This window comes from Rhodococcus sp. ACT016, from assembly GCF_050477185.1.
GTDB lineage: Bacteria > Actinomycetota > Actinomycetes > Mycobacteriales > Mycobacteriaceae > Prescottella.
Genome location: NZ_JBEAET010000001.1, coordinates 1322790 through 1347431, shown reverse-complemented (window position 1 = coordinate 1347431; position 24642 = coordinate 1322790). Strand labels below are relative to the sequence as shown.

At 69.8% G+C, this 24642-nt stretch carries 23 protein-coding genes; 8 read left to right on the top strand and 15 right to left on the bottom strand.

Annotated features, from left to right (window positions below; genetic code table 11):
• Window positions 1-111 precede the first annotated feature (111 nt).
• Window positions 112-771 (top strand): TetR/AcrR family transcriptional regulator, encoded by a 660-nt coding sequence (locus tag ACQ5DX_RS06240; RefSeq protein ID WP_430331803.1) that lies wholly within the window; start codon window positions 112-114, stop codon window positions 769-771.
• 49 nt (window positions 772-820) lie between these two features.
• On the opposite strand, the gene recD is transcribed toward ACQ5DX_RS06240, so the two are convergent.
• The 5 genes from recD to ACQ5DX_RS06215 all read right to left on the bottom strand — a co-directional run bounded on the left by recD (window position 821) and on the right by ACQ5DX_RS06215 (window position 11068).
• Window positions 821-2686, bottom strand: coding sequence for an exodeoxyribonuclease V subunit alpha (gene recD, locus ACQ5DX_RS06235; RefSeq protein WP_430331802.1), 1866 nt, complete (start codon window positions 2684-2686; stop codon window positions 821-823).
• Window positions 2683-6000 (bottom strand): UvrD-helicase domain-containing protein, encoded by a 3318-nt coding sequence (locus ACQ5DX_RS06230; protein ID WP_430335560.1) that lies wholly within the window; start codon window positions 5998-6000, stop codon window positions 2683-2685. Before ACQ5DX_RS06230 ends, recD begins: the two co-directional genes overlap by 4 nt.
• 8 nt (window positions 6001-6008) lie before the next feature.
• Window positions 6009-9287, bottom strand: coding sequence for an exodeoxyribonuclease V subunit gamma (gene recC / locus ACQ5DX_RS06225; RefSeq protein ID WP_430331801.1), 3279 nt, complete (start codon window positions 9285-9287; stop codon window positions 6009-6011).
• 119 nt (window positions 9288-9406) lie between these two features.
• Window positions 9407-10273 (bottom strand): ABC transporter substrate-binding protein, encoded by an 867-nt coding sequence (locus tag ACQ5DX_RS06220; protein ID WP_430331800.1) that lies wholly within the window; start codon window positions 10271-10273, stop codon window positions 9407-9409.
• 51 nt (window positions 10274-10324) lie between these two features.
• Window positions 10325-11068: an SDR family NAD(P)-dependent oxidoreductase gene (locus ACQ5DX_RS06215; RefSeq protein ID WP_430331799.1), complete on the bottom strand. Its 744-nt coding sequence runs from the start codon at window positions 11066-11068 to the stop codon at window positions 10325-10327.
• 200 nt (window positions 11069-11268) lie between these two features.
• Between ACQ5DX_RS06215 and ACQ5DX_RS06210 the strand changes: the two genes are divergently transcribed.
• Window positions 11269-11649: a nuclear transport factor 2 family protein gene (locus tag ACQ5DX_RS06210; RefSeq protein WP_430331798.1), complete on the top strand. Its 381-nt coding sequence runs from the start codon at window positions 11269-11271 to the stop codon at window positions 11647-11649.
• A 34-nt stretch (window positions 11650-11683) separates the two neighbouring features.
• Here the strand turns inward: ACQ5DX_RS06210 and ACQ5DX_RS06205 are convergent, their stop codons facing one another.
• The 5 genes from ACQ5DX_RS06205 to ACQ5DX_RS06185 form a co-directional block, all read right to left on the bottom strand.
• Window positions 11684-12307 carry a LutC/YkgG family protein gene (locus tag ACQ5DX_RS06205; RefSeq protein ID WP_430331797.1) on the bottom strand — a complete coding sequence of 208 codons (624 nt, stop codon included), beginning with the start codon at window positions 12305-12307 and terminating at the stop codon, window positions 11684-11686.
• Window positions 12304-13818: a lactate utilization protein B gene (locus ACQ5DX_RS06200; RefSeq protein WP_430331796.1), complete on the bottom strand. Its 1515-nt coding sequence runs from the start codon at window positions 13816-13818 to the stop codon at window positions 12304-12306. Before ACQ5DX_RS06200 ends, ACQ5DX_RS06205 begins: the two co-directional genes overlap by 4 nt.
• Window positions 13815-14576 (bottom strand): (Fe-S)-binding protein, encoded by a 762-nt coding sequence (locus ACQ5DX_RS06195; RefSeq protein ID WP_430331795.1) that lies wholly within the window; start codon window positions 14574-14576, stop codon window positions 13815-13817. Before ACQ5DX_RS06195 ends, ACQ5DX_RS06200 begins: the two co-directional genes overlap by 4 nt.
• Window positions 14577-14723: 147 nt before the next feature.
• Window positions 14724-15233, bottom strand: a complete 510-nt coding sequence (locus ACQ5DX_RS06190; protein ID WP_430331794.1) for an O-acetyl-ADP-ribose deacetylase — start codon at window positions 15231-15233, stop codon at window positions 14724-14726.
• Entirely contained in the window at window positions 15230-16216 is a 987-nt protein-coding gene (locus ACQ5DX_RS06185; protein ID WP_430331793.1) for an ADP-ribosylglycohydrolase family protein, read from the bottom strand. Before ACQ5DX_RS06185 ends, ACQ5DX_RS06190 begins: the two co-directional genes overlap by 4 nt.
• Window positions 16217-16278: 62 nt before the next feature.
• Here ACQ5DX_RS06185 and ACQ5DX_RS06180 point away from each other — a divergent pair, with 62 nt between their 5' ends.
• The 4 genes from ACQ5DX_RS06180 to ACQ5DX_RS06165 all read left to right on the top strand — a co-directional run bounded on the left by ACQ5DX_RS06180 (window position 16279) and on the right by ACQ5DX_RS06165 (window position 20536).
• Window positions 16279-16977, top strand: coding sequence for an NUDIX hydrolase (locus ACQ5DX_RS06180; RefSeq protein ID WP_430331792.1), 699 nt, complete (start codon window positions 16279-16281; stop codon window positions 16975-16977).
• 121 nt (window positions 16978-17098) lie between these two features.
• Window positions 17099-18514, top strand: coding sequence for a T3SS (YopN, CesT) and YbjN peptide-binding chaperone 1 (locus ACQ5DX_RS06175; RefSeq protein ID WP_430331791.1), 1416 nt, complete (start codon window positions 17099-17101; stop codon window positions 18512-18514).
• A 143-nt stretch (window positions 18515-18657) separates the two neighbouring features.
• Window positions 18658-19065 carry a DUF7144 family membrane protein gene (locus ACQ5DX_RS06170; RefSeq protein WP_430331790.1) on the top strand — a complete coding sequence of 136 codons (408 nt, stop codon included), beginning with the start codon at window positions 18658-18660 and terminating at the stop codon, window positions 19063-19065.
• A gap of 16 nt (window positions 19066-19081) precedes the next feature.
• Window positions 19082-20536, top strand: a complete 1455-nt coding sequence (locus ACQ5DX_RS06165; protein ID WP_430331789.1) for a hypothetical protein — start codon at window positions 19082-19084, stop codon at window positions 20534-20536.
• 65 nt (window positions 20537-20601) lie between these two features.
• Here the strand turns inward: ACQ5DX_RS06165 and ACQ5DX_RS06160 are convergent, their stop codons facing one another.
• From ACQ5DX_RS06160 to ACQ5DX_RS06150, 3 genes are read right to left on the bottom strand one after another with little or no spacing between them, the layout of a single operon-like run.
• Complete coding sequence (locus tag ACQ5DX_RS06160; protein WP_430331788.1) at window positions 20602-20979, bottom strand: SHOCT domain-containing protein; 378 nt, start codon at window positions 20977-20979, stop codon at window positions 20602-20604.
• A gap of 25 nt (window positions 20980-21004) precedes the next feature.
• Window positions 21005-21292, bottom strand: a complete 288-nt coding sequence (locus tag ACQ5DX_RS06155) for an SHOCT domain-containing protein (RefSeq protein WP_430331787.1) — start codon at window positions 21290-21292, stop codon at window positions 21005-21007.
• A 34-nt stretch (window positions 21293-21326) separates the two neighbouring features.
• Window positions 21327-21776 (bottom strand): DUF6325 family protein, encoded by a 450-nt coding sequence (locus tag ACQ5DX_RS06150; RefSeq protein WP_430331786.1) that lies wholly within the window; start codon window positions 21774-21776, stop codon window positions 21327-21329.
• Between the two features lie 198 nt (window positions 21777-21974).
• On the opposite strand from ACQ5DX_RS06150, the gene ACQ5DX_RS06145 reads away from it, so the two are divergent.
• Window positions 21975-22253, top strand: a complete 279-nt coding sequence (locus tag ACQ5DX_RS06145; protein WP_430331785.1) for a GNAT family N-acetyltransferase — start codon at window positions 21975-21977, stop codon at window positions 22251-22253.
• A gap of 108 nt (window positions 22254-22361) precedes the next feature.
• The gene (locus ACQ5DX_RS06140) at window positions 22362-23360 is read left to right on the top strand and encodes an MBL fold metallo-hydrolase (RefSeq protein ID WP_430331784.1); all 999 of its coding nucleotides are present in this window, start codon (window positions 22362-22364) and stop codon (window positions 23358-23360) included.
• Between the two features lie 47 nt (window positions 23361-23407).
• Here the strand turns inward: ACQ5DX_RS06140 and ACQ5DX_RS06135 are convergent, their stop codons facing one another.
• Window positions 23408-23623, bottom strand: a complete 216-nt coding sequence (locus tag ACQ5DX_RS06135; RefSeq protein ID WP_430331783.1) for a hypothetical protein — start codon at window positions 23621-23623, stop codon at window positions 23408-23410.
• A gap of 11 nt (window positions 23624-23634) precedes the next feature.
• Window positions 23635-24561 carry an SPFH domain-containing protein gene (locus ACQ5DX_RS06130; protein WP_430331782.1) on the bottom strand — a complete coding sequence of 309 codons (927 nt, stop codon included), beginning with the start codon at window positions 24559-24561 and terminating at the stop codon, window positions 23635-23637.
• Window positions 24562-24642 lie beyond the last annotated feature (81 nt).

Genomic DNA, 24642 nt, shown 5'->3' with positions numbered 1-24642 from the left:
TTCGTGTCTGCACCCGGATCGGGCCGCCTCGGTCGAGGCTAACCCTAAATACCGAGTCGGTACTAGGTTTGTTATCTCCACGTTACCTTCCGACTCCCCTACAGTGAGCACGTGAGCACCGGTGAGAAGGGCACAAACGCCCCTGTCCGAACGCGTCGGCGGGTCGGGAGTTACGCCGTCGGCCGTGCGCGACGGACCCGGATCCTGCACATCGCGATGGAGGAGTTCGCCGAGAACGGGTACCGCGGCGCTTCGCTCGCGCGGATCGCCGAGCGGGCCGAGCTCTCCCAGGCGGGCCTGCTGCACCACTTCCACACCAAGGAGGAGCTGCTGGCCGCCACGCTGGATCTGCGCGACGAGATGGACCTCGAGCTGTTCACCGATACCGCCGGCCGGCCGCTGACCGGCCTCGCGGCCATCGAGACCCTCGGCGACCTGGTCGAGCGCAATCAGCGACTCCCCGAGCTGGTCCAGCTGTTCACCGTTCTCAGCGCCGAATCCGTCACCGCGGATCACCCCGCCCACGACTGGGCCCGAAGCCGCTACCGGCGCGTTCGGCAGTACATCGCGGACGGCATCCGCGGCGGGATCTCGGCCGGCGAGTTCCGGTCCGACGTCGACCCCGAGGCGCACGCGTTCCGGCTGGTCGCCATGATGGACGGCCTCCAGCAGCAGTGGCTGGTGGACGACGCGGCGGTCGACATGGCGGCGGTGTTCGGGGTGTATCTACGCGAGATGCTGGACGCCATCCGGGCGCGTCCGACGGCCTAGCGACCCGGCCCCGCGGCCGAGTCCGATCAGCGACCCCGCCGCCGAGTCGTCATCCCCGCCGCAGCCCGCTCGCGCGCAGCACCTGCCGCCGGACGCCCTCACGCACGGCGTCCTCGGTGCCGACGATCCGCACGCGCTTCCGCGCCCGGGTGATGGCGGTGTAGAGCAGCTCGCGGGTGAGCAGCGACGACTCCTCCCCCGGCAGGATCACCGAGACCACGTCGTACTGGCTGCCCTGGCTGCGGTGAATCGTCATGGCGTACACCGTCTGCACCGACGCCAGGTGGCTCAGGTGCAGCAGATACGGATCCTTGCCGCGGGCGAACGCGGCGACCAGCCCGTCGTCACCGTCGGCCACGACAACTCCGGTGTCGCCGTTGTAGATCCGCGTCTCGTGGTCGTTCGCGGTCACCATCAGCGGCTGCCCCGCGTACCAGCGGTCCGGGTCCAACCGCGACCCCGTCGCCTCGCCGATCCACTGCATCGCGTTGCGGGCCCACCACCCCGCCCCGAACGGGCCCTCGCGGTGCGCGCACAGCAGCCGATGCTGCTCCGACGCCCGCAGCGCACCGCCCGCGTCACCGGCGAGCGCCGCCGCCGTCACCTCCGCCGACGTCGACACCACATCCCCGCGCAGCGCACCCAGATCGTCGGGCTCGACGAACTCGACGTCCTCGGCGCCGCTGCGGAGAATCTCGAGCACCCGCTCCTCTTTACCGTCGCGCACCGCGACCGCCAACTGCGCGATCGCGCCGCCGAATCTTCGGCCGCGGCTGAGCCGAATCACACCGCCCCGCAACCGGTCCCGCTCGGTCGGGCTCAGCGCCGCCTCGGCCGGATCGTCCGACGCCGCCATGTCCGCGCCGATCACCCGCGCCAGCACCGGGTTCTCGACACCGGTCACCGGCCGGGCGACGAGGTCGGCGAGCACCGCGCCGGCGTCCACCGACGTCAGCTGATCGGGGTCGCCGACGAGCACCAGCCGCGCCTCGGGGCGCACGGCCTCGAGCAGCCGGCACATCATGGTCAGCGACACCATCGACGTCTCGTCGACCACGATCACGTCGTACGGCAGGTGGTTGGTCTCGTTGAAGCGGAACCGGCTGGTCCCGCGCTGCCAGCCGAGCACCCGGTGCACCGTCATCGCCGACAACTGGGACCGCAGGCCGACCGCCTCGACCTGCTCGTTCACCGACTCCTCGAGGCGCGCGGCGGCCTTGCCGGTCGGGGCGGCCAGGCCGATGCGGAGCCCCGGCTGTTGCCGGTCGAGCAGCGCGAGGACCCGCGCGACGGTGTGGGTCTTGCCGGTGCCCGGGCCGCCGGCGATCACCGACGTCCAGTGCGTGGCCGCCACCGCGGCGGCGATGCGCTGCCGATCCGGGACGTCCGACGGCCGCGTCGGATGCCGCTGGTCGCGGAACAACTCGTCCAGCCCGGCGCGCAGCAGGTCCTCGTCGACGGCGGGATGCCCGTGCGCGCGTTCGTCGAGGATCCGGCGCACCGTCTGCTCCTGCCGGTAGTACCGGTCCAGATACAGCAGGTCGCCGTTCGGATCTTCGACGAGCCGCAAGGGCCGCAACGGACCGGCGTCGCCGCCGACCACGAGCGGGCTCGACCGCAACCCCTCGGCGACCAGGGCGTCGTCCGGCCACGGCAGTCCGGACACGTCCACCGGCGTGCCGTCGGGCAGCGCGTCGACCGTCACATCCCGCATCCGGCTCAGGTCCAGGCACACCGACCCCGACCGGACCGCCCGCACCGCAAGCGCCGTCGCGAGGTGCACCGGCTCGCGGGTCTCGCCGCCGAGTGCCGCGAGCCGCAGCGCGACGTGCACGTCGGCGGCCTCGAGCACCCCGGTCTCGTTGAACTCGCGCAGCACACCCTTGCCGCGCTGCGCGACGCGCGCCTCCGTCATGCGATCACCCCGCTCGATGCTGCCAGCAGATCCGACAGCTCCACCACCAGCGCGGCCGGCGGATACCAGTCGAACACCCCCGCGCCGTCCGGGGTCTCGGGCCCCACCATGCCGCGCACGAACAGGTACTGCACCCCACCGAGATGCGTCGCCGGATCGTAGCCCGGCAGACGCCAACGCAGATACCGGTGCAGCGCAACGGCATACAGCAGCGCCTGCAGCGGATAGTGCGAGCGCATCATCTCGCCCGCCATGGCGTCGCGGGTGAAGTCGGCGGTGGTGACCTCGCCGGGGACGATCCGGTTGGTCTTGTAGTCGACGATCACGAAGCGCGGGCCATCGACCCCGGGAAGGCGCAGCACCGCGTCGATGCTGCCGGTGAGGTAGCCGCGCAGCGGGGTCGGCTCGAGCATGTCGATCCGGTCCGCGTACGACGCGAGGACGTCGTCGGCGGGCAGGTGCCGGCGCAACGAGTCGGCGATCCGGTGCAGTGTCGCCGCGAGCGCGACCGGATCGTCACCCCCACCGAGCGGCAGCTCGAAGTCCAACTCCGGCAGCCGGTCCCGCGGCATGATGTCGGCGAGCGTGCCGCCGCCGGCGAGCGGGGTCCGCAGCACCGGGAGCAGCGCGCCGGCCAGCGCGACCGGATCGACCTGCGACATCCGCGCGGCGACCGCCTCGCGGCAGTGCCGCACCAGTTCGGTCTCGAGGTCGTCGGCGGCGGTGTCGACGTGCTCGAGGATCTCGTGGACCAGAGTGCCGAACACCGCGCCGTACGGCATGTCGTTCATCGTCGACGGGATCCCGGGAGAGGACCCTGCGGCGGCCGTGACGAGCGACGGTTCCTCGGGCTCGTCGTCGGTCTCGGGTTCCTCGGCCTCGCTGGTCACCCCGGGATGCTCGTGCGCCGACGCGGTGAGCGCCGTGTACGACGTGCGCCGCCACCCGGCGTCGAGCTCCCGGTCGAACACGGCCGCGGCGAGCGCGCCGGTCTGCTCCTGCGGCGGCGTCCACGACAGCCGCGGGATCGGGTCGGCGCCGACGGCCTCGACCGCGATCGACACCGGCGCGGTGTCGGCCCAGCGCGTGAGGTGCTGCGCGACAGCGGGGTCCTCCGGGACGCCCACCTTCTGCGGCACCTCGCCCTCGCCGGGGTCGCGCCCGAACAGGATCCGGTGCAGCGGGCCCTCGCTGGTGCCGTAGGCGGGCGCCCACCACAGCACCAGCTGGCACTGGGCGCGGGTGAGCGCGACGTACAGCAGCCGCAGGTCCTCGCCCGCGGCCTCGGCGTCGCGGCGGCGTCGGCGGTCGCCGTAGCCGGGGCTGCCCTCGCCGCCGATGTCGAGGATGCGGCGGCCGTGCTCGTCGTGCAGCAGCAGCCGGTTGGGGTCGGAGTAGCGGCCGGTGCTCCACGCGAACGGCACGTAGACGATCGGGTATTCAAGGCCCTTGCTGGCGTGCACGGTGGCCAGCTGGACGGCGGCGGCGTCGCTGTCGAGGCGTCGGCTGCGGTCGCCGCCACCGGATTTGGGGTCCTTGATGCGGTCGGTGAGCCAGCCGGTGAGCGCGGTGAGCCCGAGGGACTCGTCCACCGCGACGGCGCCGAGCAGCTGCGCGATGTGCCGCAGGTCGGTGAGGCTGCGCTCGCCGGACGTGATGGCGAGCAGGCGGGCCTCGAGACCGGTGTCGGCGGCGAGCCGCTCGAACAGCGCCGCGAATCCGGACTGCGCGAACAGCGCCGACAGCTCCCGCAACCGCCCGCCCACCGCGGCGACCAGTTGGTCGCTGCGGGAGTCGATCTCCTCCGCGGTCCAGCCGAACAGCGGGGTGAGCGCGGCCAGCCGCACCCGGTCGGGCCGGTGCGGCTGCTCGAGCGCCTGCAGCACCCGCAGCCAGTGCTGCGCGGCGGGCGTCTCGAACACGCTGCTGCCGCCGGCCAGCACCGACGGGACACCGGCGTGGTCGAGTGCCTCGCGGGCCAGCGTGATCTGCGCGTTGGTGCCCGCGAGAATGGCGATGTCGCCGGGCTCGACCGGGCGGCGGGTGCCGTTCAGTTCGAGCGTCGCGCCGCTCTCGAGCAGCCGGACGATGTCGGCGGCCACGTCGTCGGCGACGCGTTCCCGGACCCGTCCGACGACAGGGAAGCCGGAGTTGTTGAGCCGCCCCGCCCCGGCCCGCGGCAGGTAGCGCACCCGCAGCGGCGGCGCTCCGTGCAACCGCGATCCGGGCTTGGCGGCGTCGACGGCATGGACGACGATGTCGCGGTGCCCCAGCGCGGCGCCCCCGTGCAGGTAGTGCAGTGCCGCAACCAGATCCGCGTCGCTGCGCCAGTTGCAGGTGAGCTCGCGGCGCCGGTCCGCGGCAGCGACGGCGTCGAGGTAGCTGAGCACCTCGGCGCCGCGGAACGCGTAGATGGCCTGCTTGGGGTCGCCGACGAGCACCAGCGTCGAGTGCCCGTGGAACGCGGCGCGCAGGATGCCCCACTGCTGGGGGTCGGTGTCCTGGAACTCGTCGACCAGCACCACGCGGTAGCGCTCGCGCACCCGCCGGCTGGCCGCCGCGCCGTGTTCCGGATCGGTGAGGACGCCGTGCAGCAGGGCGGGCAGGTCGTCGAAGTCGCGGATCCCGGCCAGCCGCTTGCGGCGCCGGGTCTCCTCCCGCACCGCGCTCGCGAAGGCGACGGCGTCACCGGCACGCGTGCCGTCGGCCTCCTCCGGGGCGAGCACCGCCTGGGGATCGAAGATCGCGGCCCGGGCGGCGGCGCGCGCCTCGGCGGGACGGAGGGTGCGGGTGTCGTTGCGCCCGAACTGCCGGACGTACAGGTCGGCGATGACGTCCTCGACCAGCTCGTCCGCCTCCTCCACGAGGACCGCGTCGGGGTCTCGCTCGCCGGCGATACCGAGCCCGTCGAGCATGCGCTGGCAGAAGCTGTGCGTGGTAACGATGGTGCCGGCGTCGAAGTCCGACAGCGCCTGCAGCAGGCGCCGTCGCCGCTCGGCGACCTCGGTATCGGGGACGTCGGCCAGGTGCGCGACCAATGGATCGGCACTCTCCCGCGCGGCGGACGGATCCGCCAATCCGGCTGCGGCCGAGGCGAATCGCTCCCGGGTGCGCTCCCGGAGTTCCTTCGTCGCGGCGCGGCTGAACGTCACCAGCAGCAGCTGGGACAGGTCGATGCCCTGCTCCGCGACGAAGCGCGCCGCCAACCCGACGATCGCATAGGTCTTGCCGGTGCCCGCGCTCGCCTCGAGGACCGTCGTGCCCGTCGGGAGCGGCGCGAACAGGTCGAAGCCGGTGTCGGTGTGCGTGGTCATCCCGGTCGTCACGGCTCCCCCAGCGTCTCGGCGGCCAGCAGCGGACCCCACAGCACGGCGGCCTCGGTGCCGAAGGTGGTGGGTTCGTAGGCGCCCGGGGGTGCCTGCTCGGCGGTGAGGACCGACAGACTCGCCCCGGCCCCGTGCACGTACTGGACGTGGCGGTCGGTGCCGTCGCCGAAGTCGCCGCCCCACTCGCGGTCGGCGGCTACCAACGCCAGTTCGATGGATCGACCACGGAACCGCTGGTCCGCGTAGGCGGCCGAGGCGCCGGGCGCAACCGGGAGCGGGCGCTGGAGACCTCGATCGCGCATGTCGACCAGCCGGCGCAGGATCTCGGGCGCATTCTCCGGCGCGGCCAGCGTCGACCGTGCGACCGGGGAGCGTCCACGGCCGCGTCCGGTGGTGACGGCGGTCGGGTTCTCGAATCGCCGGGTGGCCGCGACCGCGAGCAGGCGCACCCAGGCGCCGATCCGATGCTTCGCGGCGAGTCGCGAGAACGTGGTGCGTGCGACGACGTCACCGTGCACCCCGTCGACGGTGCCGACGAGCCGTCGTCCCTCGCCGAGGTCGACGTCGATGTCGATGGCCTCGGAGCGCCCCTCGTGCACCGGTGCGGCGGCGCGCACGAGCGATTCGACGGTCCACTCGATGTCGGCGAGCGCGGTCTCGCCCAGCCGCGCGGGTGGCAGGGTGCCGCGGCGCCATTCGGCGGCACGGAACGCGGCGGGGTCGGTGCCGGCGAGGCGGGCGGCGAGCATGCGGTCACCGATCCCCCACCGCGCGAGCGGGTCGAGTTCGAGGTCGAGCGCGTCGGCGACGTCCTCGTCCATCTCGGGCACCCGGAACCCGAGGCGTTGCCGCAGGAACCCCTGGATGGGGTGCTCGAGGAAGGCGATCAGGTCGGCTAGATCGACGTCGCCCGCCGGCGCCGGCGGGAGCGACTCGACCAGGAATCCCGGCTCGGGCGCCGACGACTGCTGCGCGGCCCGGGCACCGGCCAGCGCCGCGCGATCGAAGCTCCGCGGGGCATGCGGATCGAAGTTGCGGGCATCGAAGGGCTGCAACGGATGTCGGACGACGGGGTTGCTGCCCGTCATCGTCTCGAGCACGTCGCGGAGTTCGCTGAGCGGCACCGCCGGCGGGCGCGGGGTGCCGTTCACCGGGTCGGCACCGGTGTAGAACAGCAGCAGCCGTTCGGTCGCGGACATGATCGCGTCGAGCAGCAGCTGCCGGTCCTCGCTGCGCGGATCGCGGTCCCCGAGCAGCGGATCGCGGGCGAGGACGTCGTCGCCGTCGATGTTGGTGCCGCGCGGGAACACGTCGTCGTCGAGCCCGAGGAGCACCACCACACGGTGCGGGACCGACCGCATCGGCACCATCGTGCAGACGGTGAGTTCACCGGTGCGGAAGTTGGCGCGGGTGGGCCGCCCGGCGAGGCGTGACCGGAGCATGGCGCGGACGTCGGCCAGACGCAGCAGGGAGTCGCCGGCGTGCTCGACGGCGGCGGCCAACTCGCGGCGAGCCTGACCGAGCTGCCAGGCATCGGCCTCGGCGACGTCGACCAGCAGGTCGAGGGCGCGGGACAGCGCCGCCGACCACTGCTCGGCGGGCTGCGGTCCGGTCAGTCCGCGCAGCGACACGTCGAGCCGGTCGACGTACTCGGCGACACGCCCCGTCAGGTCGATGTCGTTGCTCTCGACGTGGTCGAGAGGCAGTGCGAGCGAGAGCCATTCACCGTCGGCGTCGTCGGCGGCCGCGCCCAGCAGGACGCGGTCGAGGGCGGCCTTGAGCGTGTTCTGTTCGTAGTCGCCGAGGCCGAACGCACCGCGCTCCCGGCGCCCGATCCCCCACCGCGCCCCGGCCGAGGTGGTCCATTCGCGGACCCGTTCGAGGGCGTCGTCGTCGAACCGGAACCGGCGCCGCACCGGCCCGGTGGCCGCGAGGTCGAGGACCTGGCTGACGGTGACGCGGGAGTCGGCGAGGTCGAGCAGCGTCGACACCACCCCGAGGACCGGATTGGTCTGGTGCAGAGCACGATCCGCGAGCCGCACCCGCAGCCGGTGTCCGGGGTGGCTGAGCGGGCCCTGGACGCCCTGACCGAATGCGGCGCGCACCAGCGGCGCGTAGGTCTCGACGTCGGGGCACATCACGACCACGTCGCGGGGTTCGAGTGCGGGATCGTCCTGGAACAGGCGCAGCAGCCGCTCACGGAGGGCCTCCACCTGGCGGGCCGGGCCGTGGCAGGCGTGGATCTCCACGGTGTCGTCGGCCGTCCATGCGGTCGGGACCCGGTCGGCGGCGACGTCCGACTGCAGGCGCCCCAGCAGTGTCGTCGGCCGCGCCGGCCCCGGATGGTGCACGTCGACCTTGTCGACGGCGCCGAGCCGCGACTGCAACTCGCGCACGTCCCGCGCGAGGCTGGCGAGCAGCGGATGCGCGACGTCGAGCGCACGCGTGTCGTCGGCGCGGCGTCGCGGCGGCACGGTATCCGCGAGCGCTCCCCACATCTCGATGCTCGGGTGCGGAATCCACAGGTGCACATCCCGATTGGCACCGATCGCCGAGAGGACCTCGATCTGGTCCGTGCCCAGCCGGGTGGGGCCGAACAGCGACAGCCGTTCCGGCAGGTCGAGCACCGCAGGTTCGGTGCGCAGGCGCGCGCAGGCGTCCGCGAGTCGCTCGGCCGGGCTGGGTGTGCCGATCCGTTCCCGCAGCCGGCGCCACAACTGCGCCTGCCACAGCAGGTCGTCGTCGAGCGGTGCGGTGCCGTCGGTGTCGCGGCCGCCGGCCCAGTCGGCGAGCATCGCCGGCCGCTGCGAGCCGTACGAGCGGAACAGTTCGGCCAGGTGCGCGGCCGTGCCGTAGCGGCGGCCGGCGCGGTGGTCGTCGGCGCCACGTCCGTCAGCGCCGCAGCCGAGGTGCCGGGCCAGCACCGCGCACCACGGCTCGGACACACAGTCGTCGATGACTTGCAGCAGGGTCCACAGCACCCGCGACTGGTGCCACGGATCGTCGTCGACGTTGTATCCGGTGGCAACCGCGAGGGCCTGGTCGATCAGTCGGGTCGGGGACGGGAAGTCGATGTTGGCGGCGACACCGTCACAGTGGCCGACGTCACCCGCCCCCAGGATGTGTGACAGGCGTTGGGTCAGCCACCGTTCGACGCCCTTCGCCGGGACCGCGATCACCTCGCGCTGAAATGGATCCACGAGGGGCCTGACCAGCACCTCAGCGAGCGCAGACGCGAGCGTGCCGGCGCTCTCGGCGCGGTGCAGCGTCAGCAAAGCACACCCCCTACCGGTGTCGTCGACTGTGCTTGCATCGGCCTAGGAGTATCACATCAGTCCGACGTGGCACCGAGATCCGGTTCTCGACTCGAGCTGTCGAGGCCAAGTGCCGACGTTCACACGGACAGCCCGTAAACGGCGTCGGCAGCAACTGCCGCGACGCCGAGTTCGGCCGCAACCGCGTCGATCGCCTGCTGCGCGATGTCGAGGTCCGCATGGCCGTCCGGTGTGAAGTACGGGGCGATGTAGCGCTCGTAGAACTGCTGCGCCTCCTCACGCGTCAGCCGGTCCAGAAACGAAGCGATGTAGTCGACCGCCAGGGCGGGATGTTCGTCGAGAGTCCGCAGCGCCCGTTGATTGGCACGCACCAGGGCCTGCAGCGCGGGGCTGTCCAGCGGGACGTGCACCGGGTCCACGGAGATGCCCACGGTGGGGATCTGGAAGTGATCGCCGACCCACGCCAGCAGGTGGAGCCCTTCTTCCTCGGCGACCTGTTCAGGTGAGAGCGTGCTACCTACGTAGGCGGCGTCGATCGTGCCGTCCCGAAGGCGTCGCAGGTCCATCTGGTAGTCGCCCGGATGCCTCACCAGACACTCGAGATCGCGGTCGGGGTCCAGGCCGTGCTTGCGCAGGACGATCCGAGCGAAACAGCCGGGGGCCGTGTGGGCGGCGTGGACCGCCAATCGGCGCCCACGAAGATCAGCCATGGATGTCACCTCGGCGCTGCCGAGGAACCAGAACAGCGGACGATGGGTGTTGACGCTGAGCACCGTCCAACCGATGCCGTCGGTCAGCCGCGACAACAGGGTCCTGCCCAGACCGATCTGGGCACCGCGGCGCAGACGCTCGGTTGCCCAGCTGACCCCGTCGCGGATGGCGACGTGGACACCCGCGTCCTCGTAGTAGCCCTCCTGGTCGGCAACATAGGCGACCAGTTCCTCGTGGACACCACGCCCCGCATAGGCCAGGTCGATGCTCCGCATCGCCACAACCCCTCTCCTGATCCGCCGACTTCCCCAGCGGCGGGGCCTGTTTCAATCCATGGCAAGCCCGCCGTTGACCGGCAAATAGTGGCCGGTGGTGAAACCGGAATCCTCACTCGCCAAGAAGGCCACCGTCTTGGCCACCTCGTTGGGGCGCACCAGGCGCCCCATGGGGTTGGTTGCGCCGAGTTGATCCACCTCTCGGGCCATCAACAGCTCGTTCGCCTCGGTTTCGGCCACCGTGGCGGGCGCGACGAGGTTGGCGGTGATCCCATGCGGCGCCATCTCGAGTGCGACGAACCGGACGAACTGATCCAGTGCCGCCTTGGCCGTACCCAGCGTAATCATGCCTGGGCGGGGCCGGCGGGACAACCCCGTGCTGAGATACACCAGCCGGCCGTACCCGCGGGAGAGCATCCCCGGCACAACAGCTTTGGTGACAAGGAATGCGGCACGCAGCTCGCGGTCCAGCTTGCCGCCGAGCTGTTCCCAGCTCAGATCGGCGAACGAGGTGACATCGAATGGGATCAATGCGTTGTGCACGAGCACGTCGACCCGGCCCCACCGCCCTTCGGTTTCCTGGACCATTGCGGCGACATCGTCGGACGCGGTGACATCGGCGCGAATCGCCACCGCCTCACCGCCGGCCACGGTCGCGGCCTGGACCACCTCATCTGCCTGCTCGGCGCTGGATCGATAGTTGACGACCACCCGAAACCCCTGCTCCGCGAGGACCAGTGCTGACGCTGCACCGATTCCCCGACTGGCTCCAGTGATCACTGCAACACGACTCATCAGTTGTCCCTCCGTCTGGGCCGGGCGACATCACGAACTCGGTGTCTCTGATGACTTCGATTGTCACCTCTTCCCCTCGATGCTTGCAATGCCGGGCGCGCCGTAGGTGGCGGCACATTGGAATATGCTGGGTCGAACCCTACGTCGGGCGTCCCGCCCCCAATGGCGGAGCGTTGCATCCACCGGGAGGGAAGATGACCATGGGTGATGACGATATTCGGGCTGCTTTGCGGCGCCACTGGGCAGCCTCCGACGCCAATGACTTTGTGGCGGAACACCAAATCTACCGGGCTGATGCAGTTCTCGAGTATCCGCAATCCGGCGAGCGCATCCGCGGTCGAGCCGACATCGAGGCGGCGCGCGTCGCCCAGCCGAGCACGAAACGCTTCACCGTGCGACGCATGATCGGTGGCGGCGATCTTTGGATCAGCGAACTCGTCCTGACGTATGACGAGCAACCGTTCTACGTGGTCAGCGTTATGGAATTCGAGGGTGGCGAGGTAGTCCGCGAGACGCAGTACTTCGGCGAAGCGTTCGAGCCGGGGCCGTCTCGGGCCCAATGGGTCGAACGAATGGAATGAAAGGTATCGACGGCACTGGCGGACGTTGTGACAGTCAGCCCACGATCACCACATGCACGTGCCGCGGCCCGTGGACGCCCTGGACGCGCTCCAACTCGATGTCGACGGTCGCCGACGGCCCGCTGATCATCGTGGTGGGCCGCTCCGGCACGAGGCGGGCCATGGCCTCGGGCACCCCCACCTCGACGCTGTCGACGGGGACGACGCACACGTGCAGGTCCGGGACCAGCGTCAGCGCCCGTCGGCCCTGGTCGGGGCTGCCGTCGAGGAAGATCGTGCCGGTCTCGGCGCACGTCACCGTGGACGCGGTCACCACGGCGTCCAGATCCCCCAGATCGGGTGCGGGGATGTCGGCCGCGTCGACCACGACCTCGCCGTCGAATCGGGTCAGCCACGAATCGTCGAGTCCTGCAGGAACTCCGACCCGCCTCGCCCCGACGCCGTCGAGCACCCGCGCGAGGGTGACCGGCAGTTCGGCTGCGGCGCAACGGTACACGTGGGCGTCGTAGTCCTCGAGCCGATCGACGAGCAGGCCGATCCGCTCGGCGTCGGGCATCGTCCGTCCGACGCGGTACTCGCGCGGCACCTCGACCGGCGCCGGCGGGGCCAGGGTCTGGGCGCCCCGGATCCGCCGCAGGACCTCGTCGCGTGAACTCACCGCCCGGCCTCCTTCCGGGCCGCGTCGATCGCCGCTCGCCCCTCCGGCGAATTCCACCACTGCCGGAACGTCTGCTTCGGCGGCGCGGGGATGTCGCGCGCCGACGTCCACCCGTTCAGCGGCGGCGGCAGCGTCGAGATGGCGCCCTTCTTCCCAGCCATCAGCCGACCGAGCCCGGCGGCCTTCTGCGCCAACGTGAACCGCTTCGCCGACGACATCGCGACCGACGCCGCCCGCATCGCCGCGGCCTCGGCGCCGAAGCCGCTGTGCTCCACCTTCTGGTGCCGCAGTTCGATCAGCAGCGAGGGGATGTCGATCTCGACGGGGCAGGCATCGAAGCACGCGCCGCACAGACTCGACGCGAACGGCAGTGTCGAATTGGGGTCGTCGGCGCCCTCCATGCCGGTGAGTTGCGGGGTGAGCACCGCGCCGATCGGCCCCGGATACGTGGACCCGTAGGCGTGCCCGCCGGTGTGCTCGTAGACGGGACACACGTTCAGGCACGCCGAGCAGCGGATGCACTTGAGCGCCTGCCGTCCGATCGCGTCGGCCAGCGCGGCGGTGCGGCCGTTGTCGAGCAGCACCACGTGGAAGTTCTGCGGCCCGTCGCCCGGGGTGACGCCCGTCCACATCGAGGTGTACGGATTCATGCGCTCGCCGGTGGACGAGCGCGGCAGCAACTGCAGAAACACCTCGAGATCGGCGTACTTCGGGATGATCTTCTCGATCCCCATCACGGTGATGAGGGTCTGCGGCAGCGTGATGCACATCCGCCCGTTGCCCTCCGACTCCACGACGCCCACCGTGCCGGTGTCGGCGATGCCGAAGTTGGTGCCGGAGATCGCCACCGGGACGGTCATGAACTTGTGCCGCAGGAATTTTCGGGACGCCGCCGCAAGGTGCTGGGGGTCGTCGTCGAGATCCGGGTCCACGCCGTCCATCTCGCGCAGGAAGATCTCCCGGATCTCCGCACGGTTGCGGTGGATCGCCGGCACCAGGATGTGCGACGGCCGATCGTGCCCCAGTTGCACGATCAGCTCCGCCAGGTCGGTCTCGTAGGCGTGGATGCCGTGCTGCTCAAGGTGCTCGTTGAGTCCGATCTCCTGTGTGGCCATGGATTTGACCTTGATGACCTCGTCCGAGCCGGTCTCCTGCACCAGCTCGGTCACGATCGCATTCGCCTCGATCGCGTCCGCCGCCCAGTGCACCACGCCGCCGCGCGCGATCACCGCGGCCTCGAACTGTTCGAGCAGTTCCGGCAGCCGATTCAACGCGTCGGCCTTGATCGCCGAACCGGCGGCGCGGAGGGCCTCCCAGTCCGGCAATTCGCCGGTGACCGCGAGTCGCTTGGCACGAATCGCGTGGGTGGCCTTGCCGATGTTGCGGCGCAGCTGCGGATTCGCGAGCTCGTGGTGGGCCGCGCGGGGGAACGTCTCGTCGCCGCGGAGGAAGCCGATGTCGTCGGGTGCCCGCGGCGGGAACTCCGGAATCCCCAGGCCGACGGCGGTCACGTCGACGCCCCGGTGGGAACGCGGGATTCGACCGACGCGAGGATCTCGGCGAGGTGGATCGTCCGGGTACCCGCCCGCAGCCGGGACATGCCGCCACCGATGTGCATCAGGCACGACGAGTCGCTCGCACAACAGAATTCGGCCCCGGTATCGCCGATGTTGCGCACCTTGTCCGCCAACATCGCGGTGGATGTCTCCGCATTCTTGATCGCGAACGTGCCGCCGAATCCGCAACACGAGTCGGCCGCGGGCAGATCGACCAGGTCGATCTCGCGCACCGCGCGCAGCAACTGCAGCGGCTTGTCGCCGACGCGCAGCATCCGCAGCGAATGGCACGTCGGATGGTAGGTGACCCGGTGCGGAAAGTAGGCGCCGACATCGGTCACGCCGAGCACGTCGACGAGCAACTCCGACAGCTCGTACGTCTTGGCCTGCACCGTCTCGACGCGCTCGCACAGCGCTGTGGTCCCGTACCGGCCGGCCACGATCTCGTGTTGATGGCGAACCGCGCCGACGCACGATCCCGACGGCGCGACGACGACGTCGATCGAGGCGTCGCCGAAGCTCTCGACATAGTTCTCCACGAGCGGCAGGGCGTCGGGCTGGTAGCCGGTGTTCACGTGCATCTGACCGCAGCACGTCTGGCCCGGCGGGAACACGACCTCGTGCCCGAGGCGGGTCAGCAGGATCGCGGTCGACTTCGATGCCTCGGGAAAGAGTGTGTCGCCGATACACGTCGCGAACAGGGCAATTCGCATGGGACCTCCCGCAGTCGGTCTGTAGCGCTCACGCTATCGCCGATCCGACGGCGGCGCCCCAGTACTGCGGAAGTCGGCTCCGGCCCGTCAGCTGAAGGGACCCGCCGCGCGCTGCGAACGCATGAAGGTTCCCTTCAGCTGTGGCGGTCAGCCGAGCGCACGGCGCATCAGGTCGGCGACCACCGGATCGAACGCGACGAGTGTGACGATCCCGACGTTCGTCCGGGTGGACCGGACGGTGTCGACGGCCTGCTGCACGGCGTCCGCGGTGGGCCAGCCGAACGCGCCCGCCGAGATGAGCGGGAACGCGACCGTCGCGGCGCCGAGGTCGTCGGCCACCGCGAGGCTGCGCCGGTAGCAGGACTGCAGCACGTCGCTGCGGTCCTCGTGGCTCGAGTAGCGCGGCCCGACGGTGTGGATCACCCAGTTCGCGGGCAGCTCCCCCGCGGTCGTCGCGACGGCCGCTCCCTCGGGCAAGCCGTCGGGCAGCGTCGTCGCGCGCAGCGTGCGGCAGGCCGCGAGGATCGCCGGACCGCCGCGGCGGTGGATCGCGCCGTCCACCCCTCCGCCGCCGAGCAGTGACGAGTTCGCGGCGTTGACGACGGCGTCCACCCGCTGCATGGTGATGTCGCCCTGGACGATGTCGATCACGGTCATGCCTCCTCCTCCGGTGTGGTGGCCATGACGTCACGGCCTCCGCGCACCGTACGGATGGCCAGCCGCACCAGGTCGTCCGCCCGGTAGCCGGGCCAGCCGTGCAGCAGCCGACGCCAGCGGTCCGGGACGGCGGATGCGCCCCAGCGCGCCCCCAGCAGCCCGCCCGCGATGGCCGCGGTGGTGTCGGTGTCGTGGCCGGCGCGCACCGCCTGCTCCAGCGCGCGTCGCAGGTGCCCGAGGTCCGACGCGGTACCTGTATCCATTGTGGTGGTGATTGCCCACCAGGCGGTGAGCAGCGCGTCTACCACCCAGCCGTTGTTCGGGAAATCGTCCGGCGTGCCGCGTTCGGCGGTGTCGAGCAGCGGCCCCCAGTAGCCGCGCACTCCCACCGGCGCGCCCTCCAGGTACGCGCGGACCCCGTCGAACGTGCCGTGCAGGACGGCGTGCCGGATCGCGTAGGTCCACATCTCGCACGCCTCGACGGCGCGGTCGTCGTGGTGGGTGAGCAGGCCGATCGACCGGGCCGCCCGCACGCACCCCTCTGCGTCGTCGAGGTAGGCCAGCGCGACCGGGGCCGTGCGCATCAACGATCCGTTCCCGCCCTTGCGCCCCGGCAGCGACCACGCAATCTCCCGCATCTCCCCGGCCGACGCGGGCCGCCTCGACAGGACCGCCGACGTCTGGTTCCCGATGTCGGCGGGACCCGAGTCGTACCACCGGACGAACTGTGCCGCAACGGCATCCAGACCCGAGCCGGCCGAGATGTCGACGCCGGTCGCGGCGATCTCGGCAATCGCGACGGCCATCGACGTGTCGTCGGTCCACTCGCCCGGCGCGAACGCACCGATGCCGCCGCCGATCATGTCGATCACCGCACCGGGTGCCGGCGTCGTGAACTCGTACCCGGCCCCCAACGCGTCGCCGGCGGCGCTCGCCACCAGCACGCCCGCGGCGCGGTCGGTGCCGTCGTCGGTCAACCTCATCGGACCCCCTTTAGATCGATTCCGCGCCAAAGATTAGATCACTGTTGCGCTAATCTGCAAGGGTGACTGGGCACGCAGCGAACACCGAGTGGCGCGACATCGACGGCAAGGCACTCACCGACTACCCGCGGCCGTCGGTGGCCGTCGACGTCGCGGTCCTCACGGTGCAGACGGGTCGGCTCCACGTCCTGGTGGTCGGCCGTCCGCGCGGCGGGCTCGCGCTGCCCGGGTCCTTTCTGCGGCCCGGCGAGCGCCTGGCGGACGCCGCCGAGCGGGCCCTGAGCACCAAGGCCGGGCTGGTCGGCGCCGATTTCCACCAACTCGCGATGCTCGACGCCCCGGACCGCGACGACCGTGGGTGGGTGCTGTCGATGGCGCACGGCGCGACACTGCCCCGCGACAGGCTGCCGCGCGACGCCGAACTGGTCCGCATCGACGGGCGTAGCGTGAGCGCGCCGCTGGCCTTCGACCATGCCGACATGGTGTCGCGCGCCGTCGACGATCTCCGCGCTCGTTACGCCCGCCGGATCGACCCGTCAGGCCTCCTCCCCGACGAGTTCACGGTGCTCGAACTGCGCCGCCTGTACGAGACGGTGTTCGACCGCTCGCTGCCGAAGGATTCGTTCCGGCGACTCGTGATCGACGCCGTCGAGCCGACCGGACGGATGTCGAGCAGCGGCGCCGGACGCCCGGCCGAGCTGTTCCGGCGCAACGGCGACGCCGAGTTGCCGGCCGGCGCCGCCGGGCTCCTCGCGGATTGACGGAAACCGATCGGCCTGCCGCGCCGGACTTGTCGGTCCGCCGCGCTACGTTGAACTCGACACGGGACGAGCGACAACGCAGCACTCGTGTGGCACTCGGGCCCGGCAGACAGGGGGGCACATGTTCGAGATCACCAGCTTCGACGAGGCGATGGACCGGTCGTGGATCGTCTTCCAGCACAACCTCGCCGACCATCTCTCCGCGATGCGGAACGACGACATCCTGATCCTCGACTGGATCGAGGAGACCACCGTGGACGGATTCTCGCCGTGGATCCAGTTCCTGGTGTGGGACAACGAGTTCGTGCGCGCCGAGGTGTCGTCCAACGCGTATCTCGCGCCGCTGTACACCCTCGCACCGGAGGACGAGGATCGACTGTGCGCACTGGGGTGGGGGCACCCGACACACCTGCCGAACGAGGAACCCGACGACGGGTCGCCCGCCTTCTTCGTCGACAAGGAGCAGCGCTGGGCCGACCAGATCGCGGCGATGACCGTCACCACTCTGCGGCAGATCTGGAACGTCCCGCACCCGAGCTTCCTGCGCGCCGAGATGATCGGCACCCTCGAGGGAACCGATCTGATCGGGGCCGACGCGCCCGACACCGATCCGGCGCCCGAGCCCATCCCTCTCGACGACGGGGCGGCCATCGTTCCCCACGATCCGGCAGAACTCCGAGACCTCGTCGCCCGCACAGTCGAACAGGCTCTCGGCTTTCCGCCTGAGCGCGACGAGGACGGGGACGTCATCCTGAAGCTGGACGACCAGCCGGTGTTCGTGATCGCTCATCCCGACAGGCCGCTGGTGCGAGTCTGGGTGCCGCTGCTCTACGCGGTTGCCGGGCGCACCCGCGCCGCCGAGAACATCTGCCACCTGACCGGACAGTGGCCCGGAATCCGCTTCAGCCTCGACGAGGACCGACTCAACGCGTCGATCGATGTCTCCGGCAATCCGTTCGTTCCGCGCCATCTCGTCGACGCGCTCGACCGGATCGGCAGGTTCGTGCCCACGATCGACAACCACTTCGCAACCCGATTCGACGGCTCGCGGTTTGCCGACAGCATGGCGCCGGGCGAGCACGACGCGCCGGATCCGGGCGCCGCGTGCGTCGAGGAAGCCGCGAGCGATCTGCCTCCCGCGTTGATGACCCTGCTCCACCTCGACCCGAACGGGTCGGGGGCGCTGAGCGCACAGGAAGTCGCGGCGATCTGCGGCCAGGACCGCGACGCGGTCATCGACTTCCTGAGGATCACCAAGGAGCAGGAGATCAGCTGGCGCGAGTCCGCGGAAACCGCTCGTGCCGAGAATGATTCGATCGAGGCCGAGGTATGCGACGTCGAGGCCCGGGCGTGGTCGCAGACGCACGAATCCCTGCGGTCGGCGCTGCGGGAGATCGCGCTTCCGGACCACTCGCGAGGAATGCCGCCGACCACGAAGCCCCACCAGATGGAACTGTTCGGCGATCCCACCGAGCAGACCTTGTTCGACGCGAACCCGATCGAACCCCCGGACCACACCGTGCGGGGTACCGAATGAGGGCATCGGTGTAGGCCCGGATCCCGTGCCGCGCTGACGAAGTTCGTCCGAAATCCGTTACCCCGAACACGGTCCCCGATCAGCCCTGCCGGGGGACAATGAACCTCGCCATGCCGTTTCGGACCTCGAGGGAAGGACGGGCCATGTCCGAGCAATCGGGAGAATCGATCGTTCAACAGAGCGTTGCCAAGGGGACCTCGATGGGCGCCGCCGTCCTCCTCGTCACCGTTGGCGTGCTCGAGTTCCTGCAAGGTATCTCCGCGGTGGCCAAGGATGACGTGTTCGTCGTCGGCCTCCAGTACGCGTACAAGTTCGACATCACCGCGTGGGGATGGATCCACCTCGTCCTCGGTGTCATCGTCGTGCTCGTCGGAGCCACATTGTTCACCGGCGCAACCTGGGCTCGGGTCGGAGCGGTGGTGATCTGTGCCGTGTCGATCATCGTCAACTTCCTCTGGTTGCCGTATTACCCACTGTGGGCGATCTTGATCGTCGCGTTGAACACCGTCGTGATCTGGGCGGTAACCACCTGGAATCCCAAGGAGGTGTGACCTGTACGGGAACACAATGGACAACGGCACCGATGACAAGCCGCTGGACCAAGATGAACGCGCCGAACTGCTCCGGTTACGCAACGAGGTTACGGCGCTACGCACACAGGTCGTGGAAGCCACCGGTGGCGCCCCCGCGGCGGTCGCACGCGCTCCGCGACACACGATGCGGTGGATCGGTGTCACAATTTTGCTCGTGCTCGTTGCGGCGCTGTCGATCGTATCCGTGACGTCACGGTTCACCCGCAGCCAGATCCTCGACACCGATCGATACGTCAGCACCGTTGCGCCGCTGGGCGAGGATCCGGCGATGCAAGCCGAGATCTCGGACCAGATCACCAACGAGATCTTCGACCGGGTCGACATCGAGGCACTCACGACCGAGGCGCTGACAGCACTGACGAATGCCTCGAACCTGGCCGAGAACGCTCCCCGCGTCAACCAGATCCTGGCGGGCCTGGGGCCCGTGATCGCCGGGCAGGCAAAGAGCTTCATCCACGACACCGTCAACACGTTCGTCGAGTCTCAACAATTCGAGGACCTGTGGATTCAGGCGAACCGCAGAGCGCACGACGCTCTCGTGGCGGTGGTGACGGGCAACTACGGGGTGAGCTCCGTCGAGGTCGACCAGAGCGGCACCGTCAGCATCTCGCTCGGGACGATCATCGACAACGTCAAAACGGAGCTGACCGATCGTGGCTTCACGTTCGCCGAGAAGATCCCCAGTGTCGACAAACAATTCGTGCTGTTCCAATCGCCCGACCTGGTGAAGGCACAGCGCGCTGTCAACGCACTCGACAAGATCTCGGCCGTATTGCCGTGGTTGACCATCGCGTGTGCGGCCGCGGCCGTCGCGGTCGCTCCCCGCGGGCGGCGCCTGCATACCCTGTCCTTGGCCGGGCTGTCGATCGCGTTGGGAATGCTCGTCCTGGCGATCGGAGTCCTTGTCGGACGCGCGATCTACCTGAACGAGATGCCGCCCGACGTCCTGTCGCCCGATGCGGCAACGGCCGTGATCGACGCCGTCCTGGTACCGCTGCGGACGACGCTGCGCGCCGTCGCGGTGTTCGGGATCGTGGTCGCGGTCGGCGCCTATCTGGTCGGCGGCTCGTCGTCGGCGAACACGCTGCGCGGCGGATTCGGTCGAGGTCTCGACTTCGCGCGACGTCCGTTGGCCGGCCGGACACCGACCGCCGTGGAGATGTGGGCTGCCCGGGCACGAGTTCCGCTGCGATGCCTGATCATCGGAGTGGCGGCGCTGCTGCTGGTCTTCTGGCACTACCCGACCGGACTGGTCGTGTTCTGGATCGCACTCATCGGCGTGCTCGCACTGGTCGTACTGGAACTACTGATCCGGCCGACGCGGATAAGCGGACCGCCCGACACCGACACGGACGAGGGATCCGAAGCCGGTAAGAACGAGGGAGCCGAGGCCGACACGGCCACCGAGTCCGAGTCGTCGTCGCCGTAAACGCATGAGCCGGACCGTGAATCGTTCACGGTCCGGCTCATGCCGGGTAGGTCAGGCCTGGATCCTCATGAGAGGGCCTTGGCCTTGCGCGCCTGGAAATCCTCGTCGCTGATCACCCCGGCGCTCCGCAGCCTCTCGGCATCGGCGATCTGTTCGGCCCGTGATTTGCCCACGACCCGCTGGACGTACTCGTCCTGACGCTCCGCGATCCGTTCGGATGCGGCCCGCGATCGATGCGCCATGCCTTCGCCCTTGACGATCAGGTAGATCAGAGCGGAGAAGAACGGCACCACGAAGAGGAAAAGAACCCAGGCGGCCTTCGCCCATCCGCGCGTCTCGTGGTCCCTGAACAAGTCGGCGAAGATCGCGAGGAGCACGATCAGGTAGGCACCGAATGCGAAGCAGGCAAGGACCACCCAGAAGAACTCCCAGAAACTGTCCATCACTCGGCTCCGTTCGTCGCCACCGTCACGAGGCCAGGATTCTGGCCTTCTCCGCCGCGAACTCCGCCTCGGTCAGGACGCCCTGGGCCTTGAGTTCGCCGAGTTGTTTCAGGGCCTCGATGCGGTCCTCGGGAGCGGCGGTCGGCGCGGCAGGGGCCGGCGCGGGTCGCGGCGGCGGCGGAGCCTCGTACTGCTGGGCCGGCTCCTGCTCCGCCCAGCGCTGCCCCTGGCGACGCGATACTCGGTTGGAGACGGCGGTCGCGGTTCCCGCAACCACCGCGGTCCGGGCCACACCCCGGAGTAGTCCTGGCATGTTGTCCTCCTTTGTCTGTCGGTTGGCGTGTCTGTCAGCTGGCGGCGTCGAGCGCGTCGAGCGCCGACAGCACACCTTGGACGGGAATCCTCCCCGAGGCCACGAGCTGGGCGCCCTCGCGCCGCAGTGCCGCAGCAAACGGTGCGGCCCAACAGTTCTCGTAGACCAGAACTGCACCGGAGCAGCCCGGTTCGAGGACGGCGGCGGCCTCCTCGAGATCAGAGCGGTCGAGCAGGCCCGACGCCGCCTCCGCGAACAGTGTCACGTCGATGCTGCCCTCGAAGCCGAGATCCTCGATCGCGATCCCGGCGAGCGCACCGTCGGCGTCCTTGGAAACGAATACCAGGTCGAGCACGCGGATGATCCCCCGCTCGACGAGATCTCTCAAGTGTGGCAGCGCCGAACCGTCAGGTTTCCGGTCTGCCGGAAACTCCACCACGAGGTAGTCGATGGGGCCGAGTTCGTCGAGTTCCGTGTCGTTCACGCGCGACCTCTTCTCTCCGAGGCAGCGGAGCCTAAGCCGAAGTGGCCCTTTCGAACCGGATCCGGTGAGCTCCGCAGCCGTTCGTCGTAGGGGCCTCAGTATCGCACCGGTGTGGGCCGTCTGAGGGAATATTCCGTCCCTGCCGCGTCGCTGTACCCAGGTAACGTGCGATCGTAAGCAAAAGAAAGGAGTCCGGTCATGGCAAACAGGGTCGAGCACAACGCGGACGAGAATCGGTTCGAGATCTACGTCGACGACGCCCTCGCCGGCTACGCCGACTACGTCGAGGCGAACGGCGTGCGGGACTTCGGGCACACCGTCACCAACCCGGACTTTCGCGGCCAGGGTCTGGCCGGGCAGGTGGTCAAGGTAGCCCTCGACACCACCCGCGACCAGGGGTTCAAGATCGTGCCGTCGTGCTCCTACGTGGCGAAGTACGTCGCAGACCATCCCGAGTACGGTGACCTGGTCGCATAGCCGCCCAATTCCGTTTAGTGGGACCCGTCCACGCGCGTACTCGCGCCGCCGGGTAACTATGACGTCATAGGTAGAACGGGTTCTTCATCTAGCCAACGAGGTTTCGAAATGAGTGGCGCTTCGGCCATCGGTGATGGCATTTTCCAGATCACGGTCCCCATGTCCCACAATCCGCTGGGCAGCACCCTCGTGTACGCGATGGAGTCGCCCGGCGGTCTGATCCTCGTCGACGCCGGATGGGACGGTGACGAGGGTTGGGACGGCCTGACCGCCGGCCTCGAGTCGATCGGCCACTCGGTGTCCGAGATCGAGGGCGTCGTGCTCACGCACTTCCACCCCGACCACACGGGCCTGTGCGGGCGCGTGCGGGAGGCGTCGGGCGCGTGGATCGCGATGCACGAGGCCGACCACGACATGTTCGAGAAGATGTCGTCCGGCCGGGATCAGGAATGGATGGACTATCAGTTGTCCAACCTCGAGCGCGCGGGCGCGCCGCTCGCCGACCGGGAAGCCTTCGAGAAGGCCGCTGAGGGCGACGCGCCCGTGGGTCCGGAGTCGGCGCCGGACCGGATTCTCGTCGACGACGAACTGATCGCGCTCAGCGGGCGCGATCTGCGGGCGGTGTACACGCCGGGCCACACCCCGGGGCACGTGTGCTTCTACCTCGAGGACGCCGACGTGATGTTCACCGGCGACCACGTGCTGCAGAAGACCACGCCGCACGTCGGCAACTTCGTGTACCCACTCGAGGAGCGCGACGCCCTCGCCGAGTTCATGGACTCGCTGCGCCGGGTGCAGAAGATGGACATCACCCGCGGACTCGGCGCACACGGCATCCCGATCGTCGACGTGGCGGGACGCGCCGGCGAGCTGATCGATCACCACGAGGAACGGCTCGACCACCTCTACGAGGCATTCGCCGACGACGAGATCACCGTGTGGCAGGTGGCCGAGCGGATGAAGTGGTACCGGCCGTGGGAGAAGTTCCACCCGATGGCGAAGGGCATGGCGCTGTCCGAGGCCGCCGCCCATCTGCGGCACCTGGTCGCCCGCGGCCAGGTCGCCGAGGTGCCCGGCAGCGAACCGGCGCGGTTCGCCCGCAGCTAGTCCAGGATCACGGAGGGGCCCGGCGGTTACACCGCCGGGCCCCTCCGCTATTCGTGTACTTCGTTGCCCTCGTCCTTGCGCGGACGCCCCGGCCCCCGCATCCGGGCCGCGTTCGACGGGGCCCGTCCCGCCTCGTCGAGCGCGCGTCTCAGCAGGAACTCGATCTGCGCGTTGGTGCTGCGTAGATCGTCCGCAGCCCAGCGCGCGAGCGCGTCGTGCACCGCGGGGTCGAGGCGCAACAGCACCTTCTTGCGTTCGACCATGACGCGGCAGCTTACTGGTAGAGGGTGCCGGTGTTGACGATCGGTTGCGCGCTCTGATCGCCACACAACACCACCAACAGATTCGAGACCATCGCCGCCTTGCGCTCCTCGTCGAGTTCGACGGTGTGCTCGCGCTCGAGCCGATCCAACGCCGACGCGACCATGCCGACCGCGCCGTGCACGATCTGCTCGCGCGCGGCGATGACGGCGCCGGCCTGCTGTCGGCGCAGCATCGCCTGCGCGATCTCCGGGGCGTAGGCGAGCTGGTTGATGCGCGACTCGATGACCTGCACACCCGCCGACCGGACCCGCTCGCCGACTTCCGCCGAGAGCCGTGACGTGATCTCGTCGGCGTTCTGCCGCAACGAGATCGACGCACTGTCGCCGTCGTAGGGGTAGCTGCCGGCGATGTGCCGCACCGCCGCCTCGGTCTGCACGGCGACGAACTCCTCGAAGTCGTCGACGTCGAACATGGCGCGTGCGGTGTCGCGCACCTGCCACACGATCACCGCGGAGATCTCGATCGGATTGCCGTCGGCGTCGTTGACCTTCGCCTTGCCGGTGTCGTGGTTGCGGATTCGGGTGGAGATCGCCCGTCGGGTGTTCAAAGGGTTGATCCAGCGCAGGCCGTCCTGCCGCAACGTGCCCGCGTAGGACCCCTGCAGCAACTGCAGGACCCGGGCCTGGCCGGGCTCGACGAGTACGAGCCCCACCAGCGACGCGAGGGCGACCACCGCGACGACGCCCCCGACGACGATGAGCGGGACGTTCGGGCCCGACCCCACCAGGATTCCCGAAGCGATCAGTGCGGCGCCGACGAGGATCGCCACCAGCCCGGCGATCGCGACCGGCCAGCCGTTCGCGGACCAGCCGGGGCGCTCCTCGACGCCCGTCGATTCGATCGCGTCATCGGGTGCGAATTCGGTTACCGATGTCATCGTGCCCTCCTGGTCGGCGCGACTCGGTCCAGCGCGAGCCGCCGAAAGGGATATTAAAGTGATATCAGTTTTTGCACAACC

Excerpts from the sequence above, each read along its gene's own strand:
- ACQ5DX_RS06155 (WP_430331787.1), bottom strand. The coding sequence starts at position 21,292 with ATGCCAGGACTACTCCGGGGTGTGGCCCGGACCGCGGTGGTTGCGGGA.
- ACQ5DX_RS06140 (WP_430331784.1), top strand. The coding sequence starts at position 22,362 with ATGAGTGGCGCTTCGGCCATCGGTGATGGCATTTTCCAGATCACGGTC.
- ACQ5DX_RS06170 (WP_430331790.1), top strand. The coding sequence starts at position 18,658 with ATGTCCGAGCAATCGGGAGAATCGATCGTTCAACAGAGCGTTGCCAAG.
- ACQ5DX_RS06195 (WP_430331795.1), bottom strand. The coding sequence starts at position 14,576 with ATGCGAATTGCCCTGTTCGCGACGTGTATCGGCGACACACTCTTTCCC.
- ACQ5DX_RS06230 (WP_430335560.1), bottom strand. The coding sequence starts at position 6,000 with ATGACCACGCACACCGACACCGGCTTCGACCTGTTCGCGCCGCTCCCG.
- ACQ5DX_RS06175 (WP_430331791.1), top strand. The coding sequence starts at position 17,099 with ATGTTCGAGATCACCAGCTTCGACGAGGCGATGGACCGGTCGTGGATC.
- ACQ5DX_RS06145 (WP_430331785.1), top strand. The coding sequence starts at position 21,975 with ATGGCAAACAGGGTCGAGCACAACGCGGACGAGAATCGGTTCGAGATC.
- recD (WP_430331802.1), bottom strand. The coding sequence starts at position 2,686 with ATGACGGAGGCGCGCGTCGCGCAGCGCGGCAAGGGTGTGCTGCGCGAG.
- ACQ5DX_RS06215 (WP_430331799.1), bottom strand. The coding sequence starts at position 11,068 with ATGAGTCGTGTTGCAGTGATCACTGGAGCCAGTCGGGGAATCGGTGCA.
- ACQ5DX_RS06190 (WP_430331794.1), bottom strand. The coding sequence starts at position 15,233 with ATGACCGTGATCGACATCGTCCAGGGCGACATCACCATGCAGCGGGTG.
- ACQ5DX_RS06220 (WP_430331800.1), bottom strand. The coding sequence starts at position 10,273 with ATGCGGAGCATCGACCTGGCCTATGCGGGGCGTGGTGTCCACGAGGAA.
- ACQ5DX_RS06185 (WP_430331793.1), bottom strand. The coding sequence starts at position 16,216 with ATGAGGTTGACCGACGACGGCACCGACCGCGCCGCGGGCGTGCTGGTG.
- ACQ5DX_RS06135 (WP_430331783.1), bottom strand. The coding sequence starts at position 23,623 with ATGGTCGAACGCAAGAAGGTGCTGTTGCGCCTCGACCCCGCGGTGCAC.
- ACQ5DX_RS06160 (WP_430331788.1), bottom strand. The coding sequence starts at position 20,979 with ATGGACAGTTTCTGGGAGTTCTTCTGGGTGGTCCTTGCCTGCTTCGCA.
- ACQ5DX_RS06165 (WP_430331789.1), top strand. The coding sequence starts at position 19,082 with ATGGACAACGGCACCGATGACAAGCCGCTGGACCAAGATGAACGCGCC.
- ACQ5DX_RS06130 (WP_430331782.1), bottom strand. The coding sequence starts at position 24,561 with ATGACATCGGTAACCGAATTCGCACCCGATGACGCGATCGAATCGACG.
- ACQ5DX_RS06210 (WP_430331798.1), top strand. The coding sequence starts at position 11,269 with ATGGGTGATGACGATATTCGGGCTGCTTTGCGGCGCCACTGGGCAGCC.